The organism is Nonomuraea sp. NPDC005501 (assembly GCF_040605905.1).
Classification (GTDB): domain Bacteria; phylum Actinomycetota; class Actinomycetes; order Streptosporangiales; family Streptosporangiaceae; genus Nonomuraea.
This window is the reverse complement of record NZ_JBEXDT010000028.1, coordinates 26,770-41,493: the sequence shown is the minus strand read 5'-3', so window position 1 is coordinate 41,493 and position 14,724 is coordinate 26,770. Positions and strand designations below refer to the sequence as shown.

Here is a 14,724-nt window from a genome sequence, read left to right as displayed (position 1 = left end):
CCTCTTAGTACTTCAGCAGGTTGGCGTCGTCTACGGACGCGGACCTGCGGGTTCGGAAGATCGTCACGATGATTGCCAGGCCGACGACGACCTCGGCCGCGGCCACCACCATCACGAAGAACGCGATGATCTGGCCTTCGAGGTTGCCGTTCTGGCGGGCGAAGGTGACGAACGCGAGGTTGCAGGCGTTGAGCATGAGCTCGACGCACATGAACACCACGATCGCGTTGCGCCGGATGAGCACGCCCATCGCACCGATGGCGAACAGCAGGCCCGAGAGGACCAGGTAGTGCGTGGTCACTTGGAGTCCTCCTCGGCCTTGTGCTGGATCGCCTCGGCCAGGCGCGGGTCGTCGGGGAGGTGGCCCTCCTCGACGTCGTAGCGCGCGATGTAGCGGTTGACCGAGTCCCCCGCGACGGTCCCGTCGGGCAGCAGCGCCGGCATGTCGATGGCGTTGTTGCGCGCGTACGTGCCGGGGCCGGGCAGCGGGGACGGCCGGTCGCCGCGGAAGCGGGCCCGGGACAGGTCCTTCTGCGTGGCCTTCTCGGTGAGCCGCTCGCGGTGCGCCAGCACCATCGCGCCGAGCGCGGCGGTGATCAGCAGCGCCGAGGTGATCTCGAACGCGAACACGTACTTGGTGAACAACAACAGCGCCAGCGACCGGATGTAGCCGGCCGTGCCGACCGCGCCCTCCAGGCCCGCCTGGGGCGCGAAGACCGCGTTGCCGAAGGCCAGGATCACCAGCACGGCGAACCCGATGGCCGCGATAGCCGCCCAGAACCGCTGACCCTTGATCGTCTCGACCAGCGAGTCGGACGAGTCGACGCCGACCAGCATGAGCACGAACAGGAACAGCATCATGACGGCGCCGGTGTAGACGATGATCTGCACCGCCGCCAGAAACGGCGCGTCCTGCACCGCGTACAGGACGGCCAGGCAGAGCATCACGGTGCCGAGCATCAGCGCCGAGTAGACGGCCTTCCGGTTGAAGACCATGCCGAGCGCCGCGCCGACGGATACGACGGCGAGCACCCAGAACGTGACGGTCTCACCCATTGGTCCGTCCCAGCCGGTAGTAGTCCTCTTCGGTCTCGCCGAGCCGCATGGGGTGCGGAGGCTGCTCCATGCCCTGGGTGAGCGGCGCGAGGAGCATCTCCTTGGTGTAGATGAGGCTCTCGCGGCTGGTGTCGGCCAGCTCGTACTCGTTGGTCATCGTGAGCGCCCGCGTGGGGCACGCCTCGATGCAGAGACCGCACAGGATGCACCGCAGGTAGTTGATCTGGTAGGTGCGCCCGTAACGCTCGCCCGGGGAGAAGCGCTCCTCCTCGGTGTTGTCCGCGCCTTCGACGAAGATGGCGTCGGCCGGACACGCCCAGGCGCACAGCTCGCAGCCGACGCACTTCTCCAGGCCGTCGGGCCACCGGTTGAGCTGGTGGCGGCCGTGGAAGCGCGGAGCCGTCGGCCGCTTCACCTCCGGGTAGTTGACCGTGACGGGCTTCTTGAACATCGTGTGGAAGGTGACCCCGAAGCCCTTGACGGGGTTCAGCCAATCAGTTAGTCCCACTGGGAATCTCCTTGTGCTGCACCCCGTGGTAGTGCGGCAGATCGAGCGGCGGCACCGGGAAGCCACCTGCCGCCGGTTCGCTGGTCAGCTCCTCGAACTCGGCCTCCACCTGGGCCTTCTTCGCTTCCCTGCGCCGCTGGTTGACGGTGTCGAACCGGAGCCAGATGGCGATGGCCCCGATGACGATGACCACGCCGAGCCCGATGGACAGCATCGAGTAGTCCTTGTTGACCACCACGTTGCGGACCGCCGCGACGATGAGGATCCAGGCCAGGTTGACCGGGATCAGCACCTTCCAGCCCAGGGACATGAGCTGGTCGTAGCGCACGCGCGGCAGGGAGGCCCGTACCCACACGATGAAGCAGAACGTGAGCACGAACTTGATGAAGAACCACAGGACCGGCCACCAGCCCTGGTTGGCCCCCTCCCAGAGGGAGATGGGCCAGGGCGCCCGCCAGCCGCCGAGGAACAGCGTCACCGCGATGCCGGAGGCGGTGAACGTGTGAAGGTACTCGCCCATCATGATCAGGGCGAACTTCAGGGAGGAGGAGTACTCGGTCTGGAAGCCGCCGACCAGCTCGCCCTCGCCCTCGGGCAGGTCGAACGGGATGCGGGCGGCCTCGCCGAACATGCAGACCACGTACACGAGGAACGACGGGATCAGCAGGACCGCGTACCAGGTCTGCTCCTGCGCCTTGACGATCTCCGAGGTGGACAGCGTCCCGGCGAACAGGAAGACGCCCACGAAGGACAGCCCCATCGCGATCTCGTACGAGACCACCTGCGCCGCCGACCGCAGACCGCCGAGCAGCGCGTACGGCGAGCGGGACGACCAGCCGGCGAGCACCACGCCGTAGACCGAGATGGCGCCCATGGCCAGCATGAACAGCACGGCCACCGGCAGGTCCACGAGCTGCAGCGGCGTCTGCACGCCGAACAGGTTGACCACCGGCCCGATGGGCACGATCGAGAAGGCCAGGAACGCCGGGACCACCATGATGACCGGGGCCAGCAGGTAGAGCATCTTGTCCACGGTCCGCGGGAAGAGGTCCTCCTTCAGGCCCATCTTCAGGCCGTCGGCCACGGACTGGAGCAGACCGAACTTGCCGGCCCGGTTGGGGCCGTAGCGGTTCTGCATCCGCGAGATGAGCTTGCGTTCGAACCAGACGCCGAACAGGACGCCCAGCATCAGGAAGACGAAGAGCAGCACGGCCTTGATGATGGTGATCCAGAGCGGGTCCTTGCCGAAGTCGGCGAGGGTCGGATCGGCCGCGAGAACGTGGTTCATGAGGCGCTCCCGATGGTGACGATGTCGCCGGCCACCGCGCGCAGGTCGCGGGTGACCGAGCAGCCGCCGGAGTTCGCCGGCACCCAGATCACGCGGTCGGGCAGGTCCGCGACGCGGACCGGCAGCGTGACCGGGTTCGGGCCGGGGCCGCCGACGACGAGCTTGTCGCCGTCCACGACGCCGATCTCCGCCGCCGTGCTCTCCGAGACCAGCGCCTCGGCGGCGCGGGCGGTGCCCGCGAGGTAGGGCTCGCCGTCCTGCAGCCGGCCTTCGTCCAGCAGCAGGTGCCAGGTCGCCAGCACCGCCTGGCCGGCCGCCGGGGCGACCTGCGAGCGGGTGGAGACTCCGGGGGCGGCGACGCGGGTGCCGCGCCAGGCGCCGATGGCGCTCAGCTCGCGCCGGACGGTCTTGGCGTCCGGCAGGCCGAGGTGCACGTCCATGCGGTCGGCGAGGTTGCCGAGGACGACCAGCTCGCTCTGCAGGCCGGGCACCTTGAGCGGCGCCTCGAACGAGCGTCCGCGGCCCTCCCAGTTGACGAACGTGCCGCCCTTCTCCTGCACGGCGGCGACCGGCAGGACGACGTCGGCCCGGTCGGTGACGGCGCTGGCACGGATCTCCAGGCTGACGATGAACGGCGTGCGCTCCAGGGCGTCCAGCGCGGCGGCCGGGTCTGCGAGGTCGTAGGGGTCGACCCCGGCGACGACGAGCGCGTCGAGGTCGCCCTGCGCGGCGGCGGCCAGGATGCCGGCCGTGTCGCGGCCGGGGACGGCGGGCAGCGAGGCGACGTTCCACGCCCGGGCGATCTCCGCCCTGGCGCTCTCGTCCTCGACCGGCCGGCCGATCGGCAGCAGGTTGGGCAGTGCGCCCGCCTCGACCGCGCCGCGCTCACCGGCCCGGCGCGGCACCCAGGCCAGCCGGGCGCCGGAGGCGGCGCTGAGCCGGAGGAGGGCGGACAGGGCGCCCGGGACGGTGGCGAGCCGCTCACCGGCGAGCACGACCGTGCCCTCGGGGAGGCTGCCGACCAGGTCGCCGATCGCGTCGGCCTCGCCGCCCGGCGCGGTGCGGATGAGCGTGCCGCCCATCTTGGCCAGGCCCGGGGTGGCGAACGGCGCGATGGCGGTGACCTTGAGGCCGCGCTTCGTCCACGCCTTGCGCAGGCGCAGGAAGACGATCGGCGACTCCTCCTCGGGCTCGAACCCGACGAGCAGCACGCCGGGCGCGCTCTCCAGGTCGGCGTAGGAGATCTCGATGCCCCGACCGGCGACCGCGTGGGCCAGGAACGCCGCCTCCTCGGCGGAGTGCGGCCGGGCGCGGAAGTCGACGTCGTTGGTGCCGAGGGCGACGCGGGCGAACTTGGAGTAGCCGTACGCCTCCTCTACCGTGACGCGCCCGCCGACGAGGACGCCGGCCCTGCCGCGGGCGGCGGCCAGGCCCTGGGCTGCGACGCTCAGCGCCTCCGGCCACGAGGCGGGCACGAGCACGCCCTCCTCGTTGCGGACCAGCGGGGTCTTGAGGCGGTCGGGCTGCGTGGCGTAGGTGAACGCCCAGCGGCCCTTGTCGCAGTTCCACTCCTCGTTGACCTGCGGGTCGTTGCCGGCGAGGCGGCGGGTGACCCGGCCGCGCCGGTGGTCGGTGCGCAGCGAGCAGCCGGACGCGCAGTGCTCGCACGCGCTCGGCGTGGAGACCAGGTCGAACGGCCGCGCCCGGAACCGGTAGGCGGCGCCGGTCAGCGCGCCGACCGGGCAGATCTGCACGGTGTTGCCGGAGAAGTAGGACTGGAACGGCGCGCCGTCGGCGACGCCCACCTGCTCCTTGGCGCCGCGCTCGAAGAACTCGATGAACGGGTCGCCGGCGATCTGGTCGGAGAAGCGGATGCAGCGGGCGCACTGGACGCACCGCTCACGGTCGAGCAGCACCTGCGTGGACAGCGGGAGCGGCTTGGGGAAGGTCCGCTTGTGCTCGTGGAAGCGGGACTCGCCCTGGCCGTTGGACATGGCCTGGTTCTGCAGGGGGCACTCGCCGCCCTTGTCGCAGACCGGGCAGTCCAGCGGGTGGTTGAGCAGCAGGAACTCCATCGCCGCGCGCTGCGCCTTCTCGGCGACCGGCGAGGTGAGCTGGGTCTGCACCACCATGCCCTCGGCGACCTCGATCGCGCACGACGGCTGCGGCTTGGGGAAGCCGCGGCCGTTGCCCGCGTCGGGGATGTCCACGAGGCACTGGCGGCAGTTGGCCGCGGGGTCGAGCAGCGGGTGGTCGCAGAAGCGCGGGATCTGGATGCCCAGCAGCTCGGCCGCCCTGATGATCAGGGTGCCCTTGGGGACGCTGACCTGGAACCCGTCGATCGACAGGGTCACCAGGGTGGTCTCTACGGCGGTTGTTGTCACTGGTCACCCCAGAGAGTGGACTTCTTCGCGTCGAACGGGCAGCCGCCGACCTCGAAGTGCTTGAGGTACTCGTCGCGGAAGTACTTCACCGAGGAGTGGATCGGGCTGGTCGCGCCGTCGCCGAGGGCGCAGAAGGAGCGGCCCAGGATGTTGTCGGCGATGTCGGTGATGGTGACCAGGTCGTCCTCGGTGCCCTGTCCGGCTTCGAGCCGCTTGAGCACCTGCTTGAGCCAGTAGGTGCCCTCACGGCACGGCGTGCACTTGCCGCACGACTCGTGGGCGTAGAACTCGGTCCAGCGCAGCACGGTGCGGACCACACAGGTGGTCTCGTCGAAGATCTGCAGCGCGCGGGTGCCGAGCATGGAGCCCTTGGCGCCGACCGCCTCGAAGTCGAGCGGCACGTCCAGGTGCTCGTCGGTGAAGATCGGCGTGGACGAGCCGCCGGGGGTCCAGAACTTGATCTGGTGCCCCTCGCGGATGCCGCCCGCCATGTCGAGCAGCTCCCGCAGGGTGATGCCCAGCGGCGCCTCGTACTGGCCGGGCCGGGTGACGTGGCCGCTCAGCGAGAAGATGCCGAAGCCCTTGGACTTCTCGGTGCCCATCCCGGCGAACCAGTCGGCCCCGTTGGCGATGATCGAGGGAACACTCGCCACGGACTCCACGTTGTTCACGACAGTAGGCGAGGCGTACAGGCCCGCCACGGCCGGGAACGGAGGCTTGAGTCGAGGTTGGCCCCGGAAGCCTTCGAGCGAGTCGAGCAGCGCCGTCTCCTCGCCGCAGATGTACGCCCCGGCACCGCTGTGCACGACGAGCTCCAGGTCGTAGCCGGAGCCGAAGATGTCGGTGCCCAGGTAGCCCTTCTCGTACGCCTCGCGCACGGCCGCGTGCAGCCGGCGGATGACGTGCAGCACCTCGCCGCGCACGTAGATGAAGGCGTGGTTGGCGCGGATGGCGTAGGCCGTGATGATGACGCCCTCGACCAGCGAGTGGGGGTTGGCCATCATAAGCGGGATGTCCTTGCAGGTGCCCGGCTCCGACTCGTCGGCGTTGACGACGAGGTAGTGCGGCTTGCCGTCGCCCTGCGGGATGAAGCCCCACTTCATGCCGGTCGGGAAGCCCGCGCCGCCGCGGCCGCGCAGGCCGGAGTCCTTGACGGCCTGGATGACCGCGTCGGGGTCCATGCCGAGCGCCTTCTTGGCCGCCTCGTACGGCCCGTAGCCGTCGAGGGTGAAGGAGTCGGGACGGTCCCAGTTGGCGGTCAGGACGGGAGTCAGGGTGACGCTCATGCCTCTGGGGCCTTCCATCCGTTGGCCTTGGCGACCTTCAGGCCCTCCAGCGAGGCGCCGGCGGCCGACGGGCCCTCGCCCGCGAGGTCGTCGGGCAGGCCGGCGAGCACGCGCGAGGCCTCCTTGAAGGTGCACAGCTTCTTCGGGCCCCGGGTCGGCCGCACGTCCTTGCCGTCACGCAGGTCGTCCACGAGCTGCTTGGCGGAGTCGGGCGTCTGGTTGTCGAAGAACTCCCAGTTGACCATCATGACCGGGGCGAAGTCGCAGGCGGCGTTGCACTCCAGGCGCTCCAGCGAGACCTTGCCGTCGGAGGTGGTCTCCTCGTGACCGACGCCGACGTGCTCGCTCAGCTCCTCCCAGATCTGGTCGCCGCCCATGACCGCGCACAGCGAGTTGATGCACACGCCGACGTGGTAGTCGCCGGCGGGCCTGCGCTTGTACATGGTGTAGAAGGTGGAGACGCCGACGACCTCGGCCTTGCTGAGGCCCAGCATCTCCGCGCAGAACTCCTGGCCGGCGTCGGAGACGTAGCCGTCCTCCGACTGCACCAGGTGGAGCAGCGGCAGCAGGGCGGAGCGCGCCTTGGGGTAGCGGCCGATGATCTCCTTGGCGTCCCGCTCGAGACGCTCACGGACTTCCGGTGAATAAGTCACCGGTCCACACCTCCCATGACGGGGTCGATAGAAGCCACCGCGGCGATGACGTCGGCGATCTGGCCGCCCTCCGCCATCGCGGGGAAGCCCTGCAGGTTGCAGAAGGACGGCTCGCGGAAGTGCACGCGGTAGGGGCGGGTGCCCCCGTCGCTGATCACGTGGGCGCCGAGCTCGCCCTTCGGCGACTCGATCGAGGCGTACGCCTGCCCGGCCGGCACCCGGAAGCCCTCGGTCACCAGCTTGAAGTGGTGGATGAGGGCCTCCATGGAGCTGCCCATGATGTGCGCGATGTGATCGGGCGAGTTGCCGAAGCCGTCGGGGCCGAGCGCGAGCTGCGCGGGCCAGCCGATCTTCTTGTCCTCGATCATCACGGGGTCGCCCTTGAGCGGGCCGGCGATGCGGTCGAGGGCCTGCTCGACGATCTTGAGCGACTCCTCCATCTCGCGCATGCGCACGAGGTAACGGGAGTACACGTCGGCGCCGCGCTCGGTGGCCACCTCGAACTCGTAGGTCTCGTACCCGCAGTAGGGCTGCGACTTGCGCAGGTCCCACGGCAGGCCGGCGGCGCGCAGGATCGGCCCGGTGATGCCGAGGGCCATGCAGCCGGTCAGGTCGAGGTAGGCGACGTCGCGGGTGCGGCTGAGGTAGACCGGGTTGGCGTCGAGGAGCTTGCGGATGTCCTTGATCCGCTTGGGCATCTCCTTGAGGAACTCGCCGACCTTGTCGACCGCGCCCGCGGGCAGGTCCACGCTCACGCCGCCGGGGCGGATGTAGGCGTGGTTCATCCGCAGACCGGTGATGTACTCGAAGAGATCCATGATCATCTCGCGGTCGCGGTAGCCGAAGAGGAACGGCGTGGTCGCGCCCAGCTCCATGCCGAACGTGCCCATCGCGACCAGGTGCGAGGAGATGCGGTTGAGCTCCATCATCATGACCCGGATGGCCTGGGCCCGGTCCGGGACGCGGTCCTCGATGCCGAGGAGCTTCTCCACGCCCAGGCAGTACGCCGTCTCGTTGAAGATCGGCGACAGGTAGTCCATGCGGGTGACGAACGTGGTGCCCTGGGTCCACGTCCGGTATTCCATGTTCTTCTCGATGCCGGTGTGGAGGTAGCCGATGACGCCGCGCGCCTCGGTGACCGTCTCACCGTCGAGAGTCAGGACCAGGCGGAGCACGCCGTGCGTGGACGGGTGCTGCGGGCCCATGTTGACGACCAGGCGCTCGGCGTCGGAGTCGCGCACCCCGGCGGTGACGATCTCGTCCCAGTCGGCGCCGGAGACCGAGTAGACCTTGCCCTCGGTCGCCTCGTCGTAGCCAGTGGTCACGAGTATGCCCTCCTGTGGTCCGGCGAAGGCACCGTGGCGCCGCGGTACTCGACCGGGATGCCGCCGAGCGGGTAGTCCTTGCGCTGCGGGTGGCCGTCCCAGTCGTCCGGCATCATGATCCGGGTCAGCGCGGGGTGGCCGTCGAAGACGATGCCGAAGAAGTCGTACGTCTCACGCTCGTGCCAGTCGTGGCCCGGGTAGACGCCGACCGTCGAGGGGATGTGCGGGTCGGAGTCGGGGCAGCTCACCTCGACCCGGACGCGCCGGTTGTGCGTGATCGAGCACAGGTGCAGGACGGCGTGCAGCTCCTCGCCCGCCAGGTGCGGGTAGTGGACGCCGGACACGCCGAGCGACAGCTCGAAGCGCAGGGCCGGGTCGTCGCGCAGCTTCTGGCAGACCTCGACGAGGCGCTCGCGCTTGACGTGCAGGGTCAGCTCGCCCCGGTCGACGACCACGCGCTCGATGGCGTCGTCGAGGGCCAGGGTGTCGACGATCTCGTCGAAGTAGCTCCCGTACGGGCGGGGCGTGGACAGCTGCGGCGCCCGCCGCACCACCAGGCCGCCGTAGCCCGAGGTGTCACCCGAGTCGGACGTGCCGAACATGCCGCGCCGGACGACCGGCGCCTCGGGCACCTCCGGAGCCGCCGGGACCTCGGCCCCGGGGACCTCGGGGAGGTTGTCTGGGGAGGTCACTTGGCAGCCCCCTGGTCGATCAGCGGAAGCTGGCGCAGGGCCCGCAGTTCGAGCTCGTCGATCTGCTTGGCCCGGTGCGCGCCGAACTTCATGTTCTGGATCTTGTCGTGTAGTTTGACGATCGCGTCGATCAGCATCTCGGGCCGCGGCGGGCAGCCCGGCAGGTAGATGTCGACCGGCACGACGTGGTCGACGCCCTGCACGATCGCGTAGTTGTTGAACATGCCGCCGCTGGAGGCGCACACGCCCATCGCGATGACCCACTTCGGCTCGGCCATCTGGTCGTAGATCTGCCGCAGCACCGGGGCCATCTTCTGCGACACGCGACCCGCGACGATCATCAGGTCGGCCTGGCGGGGAGACGCCGAAGCGCGCTCCATGCCGAAGCGCGCCAGGTCGTAGTGGGGGCCACCGGTGGCCATCAGCTCGATGGCACAGCAGGCGAGGCCGAAGGTGGCCGGCCACACGGAGTTCTTGCGCGCCCATCCCGCGGCCTGCTCGACCGTGCTGAGGATGAAGCCGCTGGGGAGTTTCTCTTCAAGTCCCATTTTCAGTCCCAGTCCAGACCCTTGCGGCGCCACACGTACGCGTAGGCCGCGAGCACGGTGACGATGAACAGCAGCATCTCGACCAGCGCGAAGATGCCGAGGCCCGAGGCGAGCACACGGCCGTCGTCGCCGTGCAGCGGGGCGAACGACACGGCCCACGGGTAGAGGAAGATGATCTCGATGTCGAACACGATGAAGAGCATCGCGGTCACCATGTACTTGAGCGGGAACCGTCCGCCACCGACCGGCTGGGGCGTCGGCTCGATGCCGCATTCGTAGGCGTCAAGCTTGGCGCGGTTCCAGCGCTTGGGTCCGGTGAAGGGGGCGATGGCGACCGAGAAGATCGCGAAGCCCCCCGCGAGAACGGCGAGCACCAGGATGGGCACGTAAAGGTCCATCGCTACGCCTCCTCTGGAGTCGCCGCGCGCGCGGGCGCGCAGCCTGGTCTATGGATGTGCCGGGTGTGTGCGGGATTCATGCTGGCGGCGCGACCTTCGAGAGTGCGTTGATGATCTTGTCTGACGCATTGCCCCGCCGGTCGGTGAGATTACCAAGGAGTTTGAGCGCGAAGCGCATCAGCCTCGGGTGCGGCAGACCATGGCGGGTGCCGAAGCTCATGACGCCGGGCTTGCCGATGGCCTCGACGAACCACCGGCCAAGGGTGAAGTACCCGCCGTAGGCGTCCTTCAGCACGTCAGGATAGGCGCGCAGGGTGCGCTCGCGCTGGGCGGGCGTCGTGTCCCTGCGCAGGGCCCGCTCGATGACCTCGGCCGCGATCTCGCCGGTCTCCATGGCGTACGCGATGCCCTCGCCGTTGAACGGGTTGATCGCGCCGCCGGAGTCGCCGACCAGGACGAGGCCGCGCGTGTAGTGGGGCTGCCGGTTGAAGGCCATGGGGAGCGCGGCGCCGCGGATGGGGGCCGTCATGTTCTCCTCGGTGAAGCCCCATTCGGCGGGCATCGCCCTGCACCACCGCTTGAGCAGGTCGCGGTAGTCGATGTTCTTGAACTGGGCGCTGGTGTTGAGCAGCCCGAGGCCGACGTTGGCGGTGCCGTCGCCGACGCCGAACACCCAGCCGTAGCCGGGCAGCAGCGTCTCGTCGTCCCAGAGCTCCAGCCAGGTCTCCAGGTAGTCGTCGTCGTGGCGGGGGCTGGTGAAGTAGGTGCGCACGGCCACGCCCATCGGGCGGTCCTCGCGCTTGTGCAGCCCCATGCCGAGGGCCAGCCGGGTGCTGTTGCCGTCGGCGGCCACCACGATCCGGGACCGGTAGGTGCCGCCGTCCTTGGTCGTCACCCCGACCACGTGGCCGCTGCGGTCGTCGAGGACCGGGCCGCTGACGTTGACGCCCTCCATCAGCCGCGCCCCGGCCTTGACGGCATTGGCGGCGACGATCTGGTCGAAGTCCTGCCGGGTGCGCACGAGGCCGAAGTCGGGGAAGCGCTCCAGCTGGGGCCAGTCGAGCTCGAAGCGCAGGCCGCCGCCGACGACCCGCAGGCCCTTGTTGCGCACCCAGCCGGGGGCGTCGATGTCGATGCCCATGTTCATCAGCTGCTTGACCGCGCGGGGCGTCAGCCCGTCGCCGCAGACCTTCTCCCGGGGGAAGGTGGTCTTCTCCAGAAGCAGCACGTCGAGCCCGGCCCGGGCGAGGTGGAAAGCGGTGGCGGAACCGGCGGGACCGGCGCCGACGACGATGACGTCGGCATCGTCGTCAGGCTTTCTGGCTGTGGGCACGGTCACTGGACTGTTCCTGTCCTACACGCTCGAAGGCCTCGGGGTGTCTGGCGCCTTCGTTCCTTTGTGAACCCCTTCACAAACTTGTCGGCCCGCAGTCTAACGCTTTTCCGGTACATAGTGGCAGTCGGGGCCTGCCGCTTTGACCAAACCGTCGCCGGAAGCGAATTTCGCTCAACCCCGTCCCGGCGTGTCCCGCATCGTGGACCCGGCTCAGGCCGGTTTGAACCCCCGGTGGATGGCCACGATCCCCAGGTCCAGGTTGCGCCAGGCCACCCGCTTCCAGCCGGCCCCCTGCATCGTGCGGGCCAGGGTCGCCTGGTCGGGCCAGTCCCTGATCGACTCGGCGAGGTAGTCGTAGGAGGCGCCGTTGGACCCGAAGACGCGGGCCACCACGGGAAGAAGCCGCATCAGGTACTGGCGGTAGACGAGATCGAAGGCCGGCACCGTCACGCGGGAGAACTCCAGCACCACGAGGCGCCCGCCCGGCCTGGTGACCCGCAGCATCTCGCGCAGCGCCTGGGCGGTGTCGTGGACGTTGCGCAGCGCCACCGAGATGGTCACCGCGTCGAAGGAGTCGTCGGCGAAGGGCAGCCGCATCGCGTCCCCCGCGACGAACGGCACGCCCGGCCCGCTCAGCGCGTTGCCCCCGCGCCTGCGCACACCGGTGTGGAGCATGCCCAGCGAGAAGTCGCAGGCGATCGCGCGCGCTCCCAGCGTGGTGAAGGTGTCGGTCGAGGTGCCCGTGCCGGCGCCGAGGTCGAGGACCAGCTCGCCGGGTCCCGCGTCGACGGCGTGGGCGACGGCCTTGCGCCACAGGCGCACCTGGCCCAGCGTGAGCACATCGTTGACGAGGTCGTAGCGCCGGGCGGTGCGATCGAACATCGCGGCGACCTCGTCCGGCTGCTTGTCCAACTGAGCACGCGTCATGGGACCAAGCCTATGGCCACGGCGACAATCAACGGAAAGTAAGCGTATAACCACGAAGAGTCTGCTAAAACTTGGCGAATGTTTTCCCGAGTCACACTCGCGGCGCTCCTCGCGACCGCCCCCGTCGCGCACGCCCGGGTGGTGTCGGCCGACCCGGTCGACACCACGCCGCACGTCCTCGACGGCATCGTGAACGCGATCGCGCTGGTCGGCGGCACCGTGGTGGTGGGGGGCTCGTTCACCGAGGTCTCCGGCGCCGACCGGTCCGGCACGGTGGCGCGCGACAACCTGTTCGCCTACGACCTGGCCACCGGGCGGATCCTGCCCGGCTTCGCGCCGGAGGTCGACGGCCCCGTCCACGCCCTGGCCGCCGGCGACGACGGCACGGTCTACGTGGGCGGCGACTTCCCCGAGGTCGACGGCGCCCCCCTGGGGCCGCTGGCCCGGCTCAGGCTGGCCGACGGCTCGGCGGTGCCGGGCTTCGCGCCGCGGGTCACGGGCGGCATGGTCACCACGCTGGCCCGGCGCGGCTCCCAGGTGTACGCCGGAGGCGACTTCACCGGGCCCCGCACGGCGCTGGCCCGGCTGGACGCCGTCACCGGGGCGGCCGACCCGCGCTTCGCGATCACACCGGGCGCTCCGCTGACGCCCAAGGTGAAGGTCACCGCGCTGGCCGCGACGGCCGACCGGCTGGTGGTCGACGGCAGCTTCACCACCCTGGGCGGGCGCTCACGGCCGCAGCTCGGGCTGATCGACGTCGCCGGCGCCACGGCCCGCGTCGCACCCTGGCGGACCACCGCGTACGCGCCCGCGTGCATGCGCGCGTTCCCCTCGTACGTGCGCGGCCTCGACGTCTCACCGGACGGCCGCTACTTCGTGGTCGTCACCACGGGAGGACCGCGCAGCGGCCGGCTGTGCGACTCGGCCGCCAGGTTCGAGACGTACGCGACGGCCTCGGAGGTGCGGCCCACCTGGGTCAACAGCACCGGCGGCGACTCGCTCTACGCGGTGTCGGTCACCGGGGCGGCCGTCTACGTGGGCGGCCACCAGCGCTGGATGAACAATCCCGGCGGCCACGACTCGGCCGGACCGGGCGCGGTGCCCCGTGAGGGGATCGCGGCCATTCATCCGATGACAGGTAAGGCGCTCAGTTGGAATCCCGGGCGGGAGCGCGGCATCGGGGTGAAGGCGTTTCTGGCCCACCCCGGCGGACTACTGGTTGGTAGCGACACGACGAGACTCGGACGGGAGTACCATGCCCGGATTGGCATGTTCCCCCTGCCCTAGTCGTCGTGCGGCTTCGGCCGGTTGATCTTGTTGGTGAGGCGTGTGCTCATGGAGTCTCGCTGCTTGGACAGCACGACATAGCTCACGACTCCGCTGACCAAGAATGAGACGACGATCAGCCAGAACAGGTTTTGCAGACCCAGCAGGAAGAGCAGGCCGGCGGTCACGAGGAAGAGAACAATCCTCAACAGGGTGTAAACGAGAACGGGACGCACACGTCGAGGTTACTCGCCGGCTAGTGCGGTCGCTCTTCGCATCCGGCGCGAGCGCTGCTACTGTTCCCAGTCAGGGAGTTTCGTAAAGAAACACCCACGAGAGCCCCAAAGAGGCTCTATCATATAACAATCGGGCAGTCAGCTGATAACAACCCGTGATCTTTGTCGAAAACCACGGATAAATCAGGCTTCGCTCGACACACTTGTTACCTGTCCGCCCGCTGGCAGGAAGCGGGATGCGAGGGGGAGAGATTGGTGGAGAGTAGCAGCGAGCGTCTGCTGACCCCAGGAGAGGTTGCCGCCCTCTTCCGGGTAGACCCAAAGACGGTTACGCGCTGGGCTGCGGCAGGCCGCATCAGCAGTATCCGCACCCCCGGAGGGCACCGGCGCTTCCGCGAGTCGGAAGTGCACGCCCTTCTGCGAGGCGAGGACGTCCTTACGGCCGATCGGCCGGCAGGCGAGTCCCCGCGCGTCTGACGTTCCGTCTTCGGTGATCCTGCGCGCCAGGATCACCGCGGCGGGATGCCGTTCTGGATAGGTACGGCACGCCGGGCGCCAACCGCTGACCGTGGCTGGCGCCTGTCCAGGACGGTCCTCCCCGGCCACCGGCCGCGCGGCTAGGTCTCCTCCTGCTCCATCCTGGCCCGCCCCGCGTTCTCCGCCCCGACTTGCTCCGCCCGGCCCGAGTTCTCGGCCCCCAGCTGCTCCGCCCGGGCCCGGCCCGCGTTCTCGGCCCCCAGCTGCTCCGCCCGGGCCCGGCCCGCGTTCTCGGCCCCCAGCTGCTCCGCCCGGGCCCGGCCCGCGTTCTCGGCCCCCAGCTG

At 69.7% G+C, this 14,724-nt stretch carries 17 protein-coding genes; 2 read left to right on the top strand and 15 right to left on the bottom strand.

Features of this window, described 5'->3' with window-relative positions:
- Positions 1 to 4: 4 nt before the first annotated feature.
- The 13 genes from nuoK to ABZS51_RS16305 form a co-directional block, all read right to left on the bottom strand.
- Positions 5 to 301, bottom strand: coding sequence for an NADH-quinone oxidoreductase subunit NuoK (gene nuoK, locus ABZS51_RS16365; RefSeq protein WP_310707225.1), 297 nt, complete (start codon positions 299 to 301; stop codon positions 5 to 7).
- Complete coding sequence (locus ABZS51_RS16360) at positions 298 to 1,056, bottom strand: NADH-quinone oxidoreductase subunit J (RefSeq protein WP_355441088.1); 759 nt, start codon at positions 1,054 to 1,056, stop codon at positions 298 to 300. The genes nuoK and ABZS51_RS16360 overlap by 4 nt, the downstream gene beginning before the upstream one ends.
- Positions 1,049 to 1,564, bottom strand: a complete 516-nt coding sequence (gene nuoI, locus ABZS51_RS16355; protein WP_310707227.1) for an NADH-quinone oxidoreductase subunit NuoI — start codon at positions 1,562 to 1,564, stop codon at positions 1,049 to 1,051. The genes ABZS51_RS16360 and nuoI overlap by 8 nt, the downstream gene beginning before the upstream one ends.
- Positions 1,551 to 2,852 (bottom strand): NADH-quinone oxidoreductase subunit NuoH, encoded by a 1,302-nt coding sequence (nuoH, locus tag ABZS51_RS16350; RefSeq protein ID WP_355441084.1) that lies wholly within the window; start codon positions 2,850 to 2,852, stop codon positions 1,551 to 1,553. Before nuoH ends, nuoI begins: the two co-directional genes overlap by 14 nt.
- A complete protein-coding gene (locus tag ABZS51_RS16345; protein WP_355441081.1) occupies positions 2,849 to 5,236 on the bottom strand; it encodes an NADH-quinone oxidoreductase subunit G in 2,388 nt (795 codons plus the stop codon). Before ABZS51_RS16345 ends, nuoH begins: the two co-directional genes overlap by 4 nt.
- Complete coding sequence (gene nuoF / locus ABZS51_RS16340; RefSeq protein WP_310707230.1) at positions 5,233 to 6,522, bottom strand: NADH-quinone oxidoreductase subunit NuoF; 1,290 nt, start codon at positions 6,520 to 6,522, stop codon at positions 5,233 to 5,235. The genes ABZS51_RS16345 and nuoF overlap by 4 nt, the downstream gene beginning before the upstream one ends.
- On the bottom strand, positions 6,519 to 7,175 hold the full coding sequence (gene nuoE / locus ABZS51_RS16335; protein WP_310707231.1) for an NADH-quinone oxidoreductase subunit NuoE: 657 nt from the start codon (positions 7,173 to 7,175) through the stop codon (positions 6,519 to 6,521). Before nuoE ends, nuoF begins: the two co-directional genes overlap by 4 nt.
- Entirely contained in the window at positions 7,172 to 8,500 is a 1,329-nt protein-coding gene (locus tag ABZS51_RS16330; protein WP_355441078.1) for an NADH-quinone oxidoreductase subunit D, read from the bottom strand. The genes nuoE and ABZS51_RS16330 overlap by 4 nt, the downstream gene beginning before the upstream one ends.
- Positions 8,497 to 9,102: an NADH-quinone oxidoreductase subunit C gene (locus tag ABZS51_RS16325; protein ID WP_310707527.1), complete on the bottom strand. Its 606-nt coding sequence runs from the start codon at positions 9,100 to 9,102 to the stop codon at positions 8,497 to 8,499. The genes ABZS51_RS16330 and ABZS51_RS16325 overlap by 4 nt, the downstream gene beginning before the upstream one ends.
- 86 nt (positions 9,103 to 9,188) lie before the next feature.
- Complete coding sequence (locus ABZS51_RS16320; RefSeq protein WP_175591133.1) at positions 9,189 to 9,740, bottom strand: NADH-quinone oxidoreductase subunit B; 552 nt, start codon at positions 9,738 to 9,740, stop codon at positions 9,189 to 9,191.
- A gap of 2 nt (positions 9,741 to 9,742) precedes the next feature.
- Complete coding sequence (locus tag ABZS51_RS16315) at positions 9,743 to 10,138, bottom strand: NADH-quinone oxidoreductase subunit A (RefSeq protein WP_310707233.1); 396 nt, start codon at positions 10,136 to 10,138, stop codon at positions 9,743 to 9,745.
- 76 nt (positions 10,139 to 10,214) lie between these two features.
- Positions 10,215 to 11,477 carry a geranylgeranyl reductase family protein gene (locus tag ABZS51_RS16310; protein WP_355441074.1) on the bottom strand — a complete coding sequence of 421 codons (1,263 nt, stop codon included), beginning with the start codon at positions 11,475 to 11,477 and terminating at the stop codon, positions 10,215 to 10,217.
- Positions 11,478 to 11,684: 207 nt separating this feature from the next.
- Positions 11,685 to 12,401: a demethylmenaquinone methyltransferase gene (locus ABZS51_RS16305; RefSeq protein WP_355441071.1), complete on the bottom strand. Its 717-nt coding sequence runs from the start codon at positions 12,399 to 12,401 to the stop codon at positions 11,685 to 11,687.
- Positions 12,402 to 12,479: 78 nt separating this feature from the next.
- Here ABZS51_RS16305 and ABZS51_RS16300 point away from each other — a divergent pair, with 78 nt between their 5' ends.
- Positions 12,480 to 13,688, top strand: a complete 1,209-nt coding sequence (locus ABZS51_RS16300; protein ID WP_355441068.1) for a hypothetical protein — start codon at positions 12,480 to 12,482, stop codon at positions 13,686 to 13,688.
- On the opposite strand, the gene ABZS51_RS16295 is transcribed toward ABZS51_RS16300, so the two are convergent.
- A complete protein-coding gene (locus ABZS51_RS16295) occupies positions 13,685 to 13,903 on the bottom strand; it encodes a DUF4229 domain-containing protein (RefSeq protein WP_355441065.1) in 219 nt (72 codons plus the stop codon). The genes ABZS51_RS16300 and ABZS51_RS16295 overlap by 4 nt on opposite strands.
- 255 nt (positions 13,904 to 14,158) lie before the next feature.
- Here ABZS51_RS16295 and ABZS51_RS16290 point away from each other — a divergent pair, with 255 nt between their 5' ends.
- Positions 14,159 to 14,380, top strand: a complete 222-nt coding sequence (locus ABZS51_RS16290) for a BldC family transcriptional regulator (RefSeq protein WP_026214226.1) — start codon at positions 14,159 to 14,161, stop codon at positions 14,378 to 14,380.
- Between the two features lie 140 nt (positions 14,381 to 14,520).
- Here the strand turns inward: ABZS51_RS16290 and ABZS51_RS16285 are convergent.
- Positions 14,521 to 14,724 (bottom strand): hypothetical protein (locus tag ABZS51_RS16285; protein ID WP_355441062.1); only part of this gene is annotated, 204 nt, incomplete at its 5' end.

Excerpts from the sequence above, each read along its gene's own strand:
- ABZS51_RS16300 (WP_355441068.1), top strand. The coding sequence starts at position 12,480 with ATGTTTTCCCGAGTCACACTCGCGGCGCTCCTCGCGACCGCCCCCGTC.
- ABZS51_RS16360 (WP_355441088.1), bottom strand. The coding sequence starts at position 1,056 with ATGGGTGAGACCGTCACGTTCTGGGTGCTCGCCGTCGTATCCGTCGGC.
- nuoH (WP_355441084.1), bottom strand. The coding sequence starts at position 2,852 with ATGAACCACGTTCTCGCGGCCGATCCGACCCTCGCCGACTTCGGCAAG.
- ABZS51_RS16325 (WP_310707527.1), bottom strand. The coding sequence starts at position 9,102 with ATGTTCGGCACGTCCGACTCGGGTGACACCTCGGGCTACGGCGGCCTG.
- ABZS51_RS16320 (WP_175591133.1), bottom strand. The coding sequence starts at position 9,740 with ATGGGACTTGAAGAGAAACTCCCCAGCGGCTTCATCCTCAGCACGGTC.
- ABZS51_RS16305 (WP_355441071.1), bottom strand. The coding sequence starts at position 12,401 with ATGACGCGTGCTCAGTTGGACAAGCAGCCGGACGAGGTCGCCGCGATG.
- ABZS51_RS16315 (WP_310707233.1), bottom strand. The coding sequence starts at position 10,138 with ATGGACCTTTACGTGCCCATCCTGGTGCTCGCCGTTCTCGCGGGGGGC.
- nuoF (WP_310707230.1), bottom strand. The coding sequence starts at position 6,522 with ATGAGCGTCACCCTGACTCCCGTCCTGACCGCCAACTGGGACCGTCCC.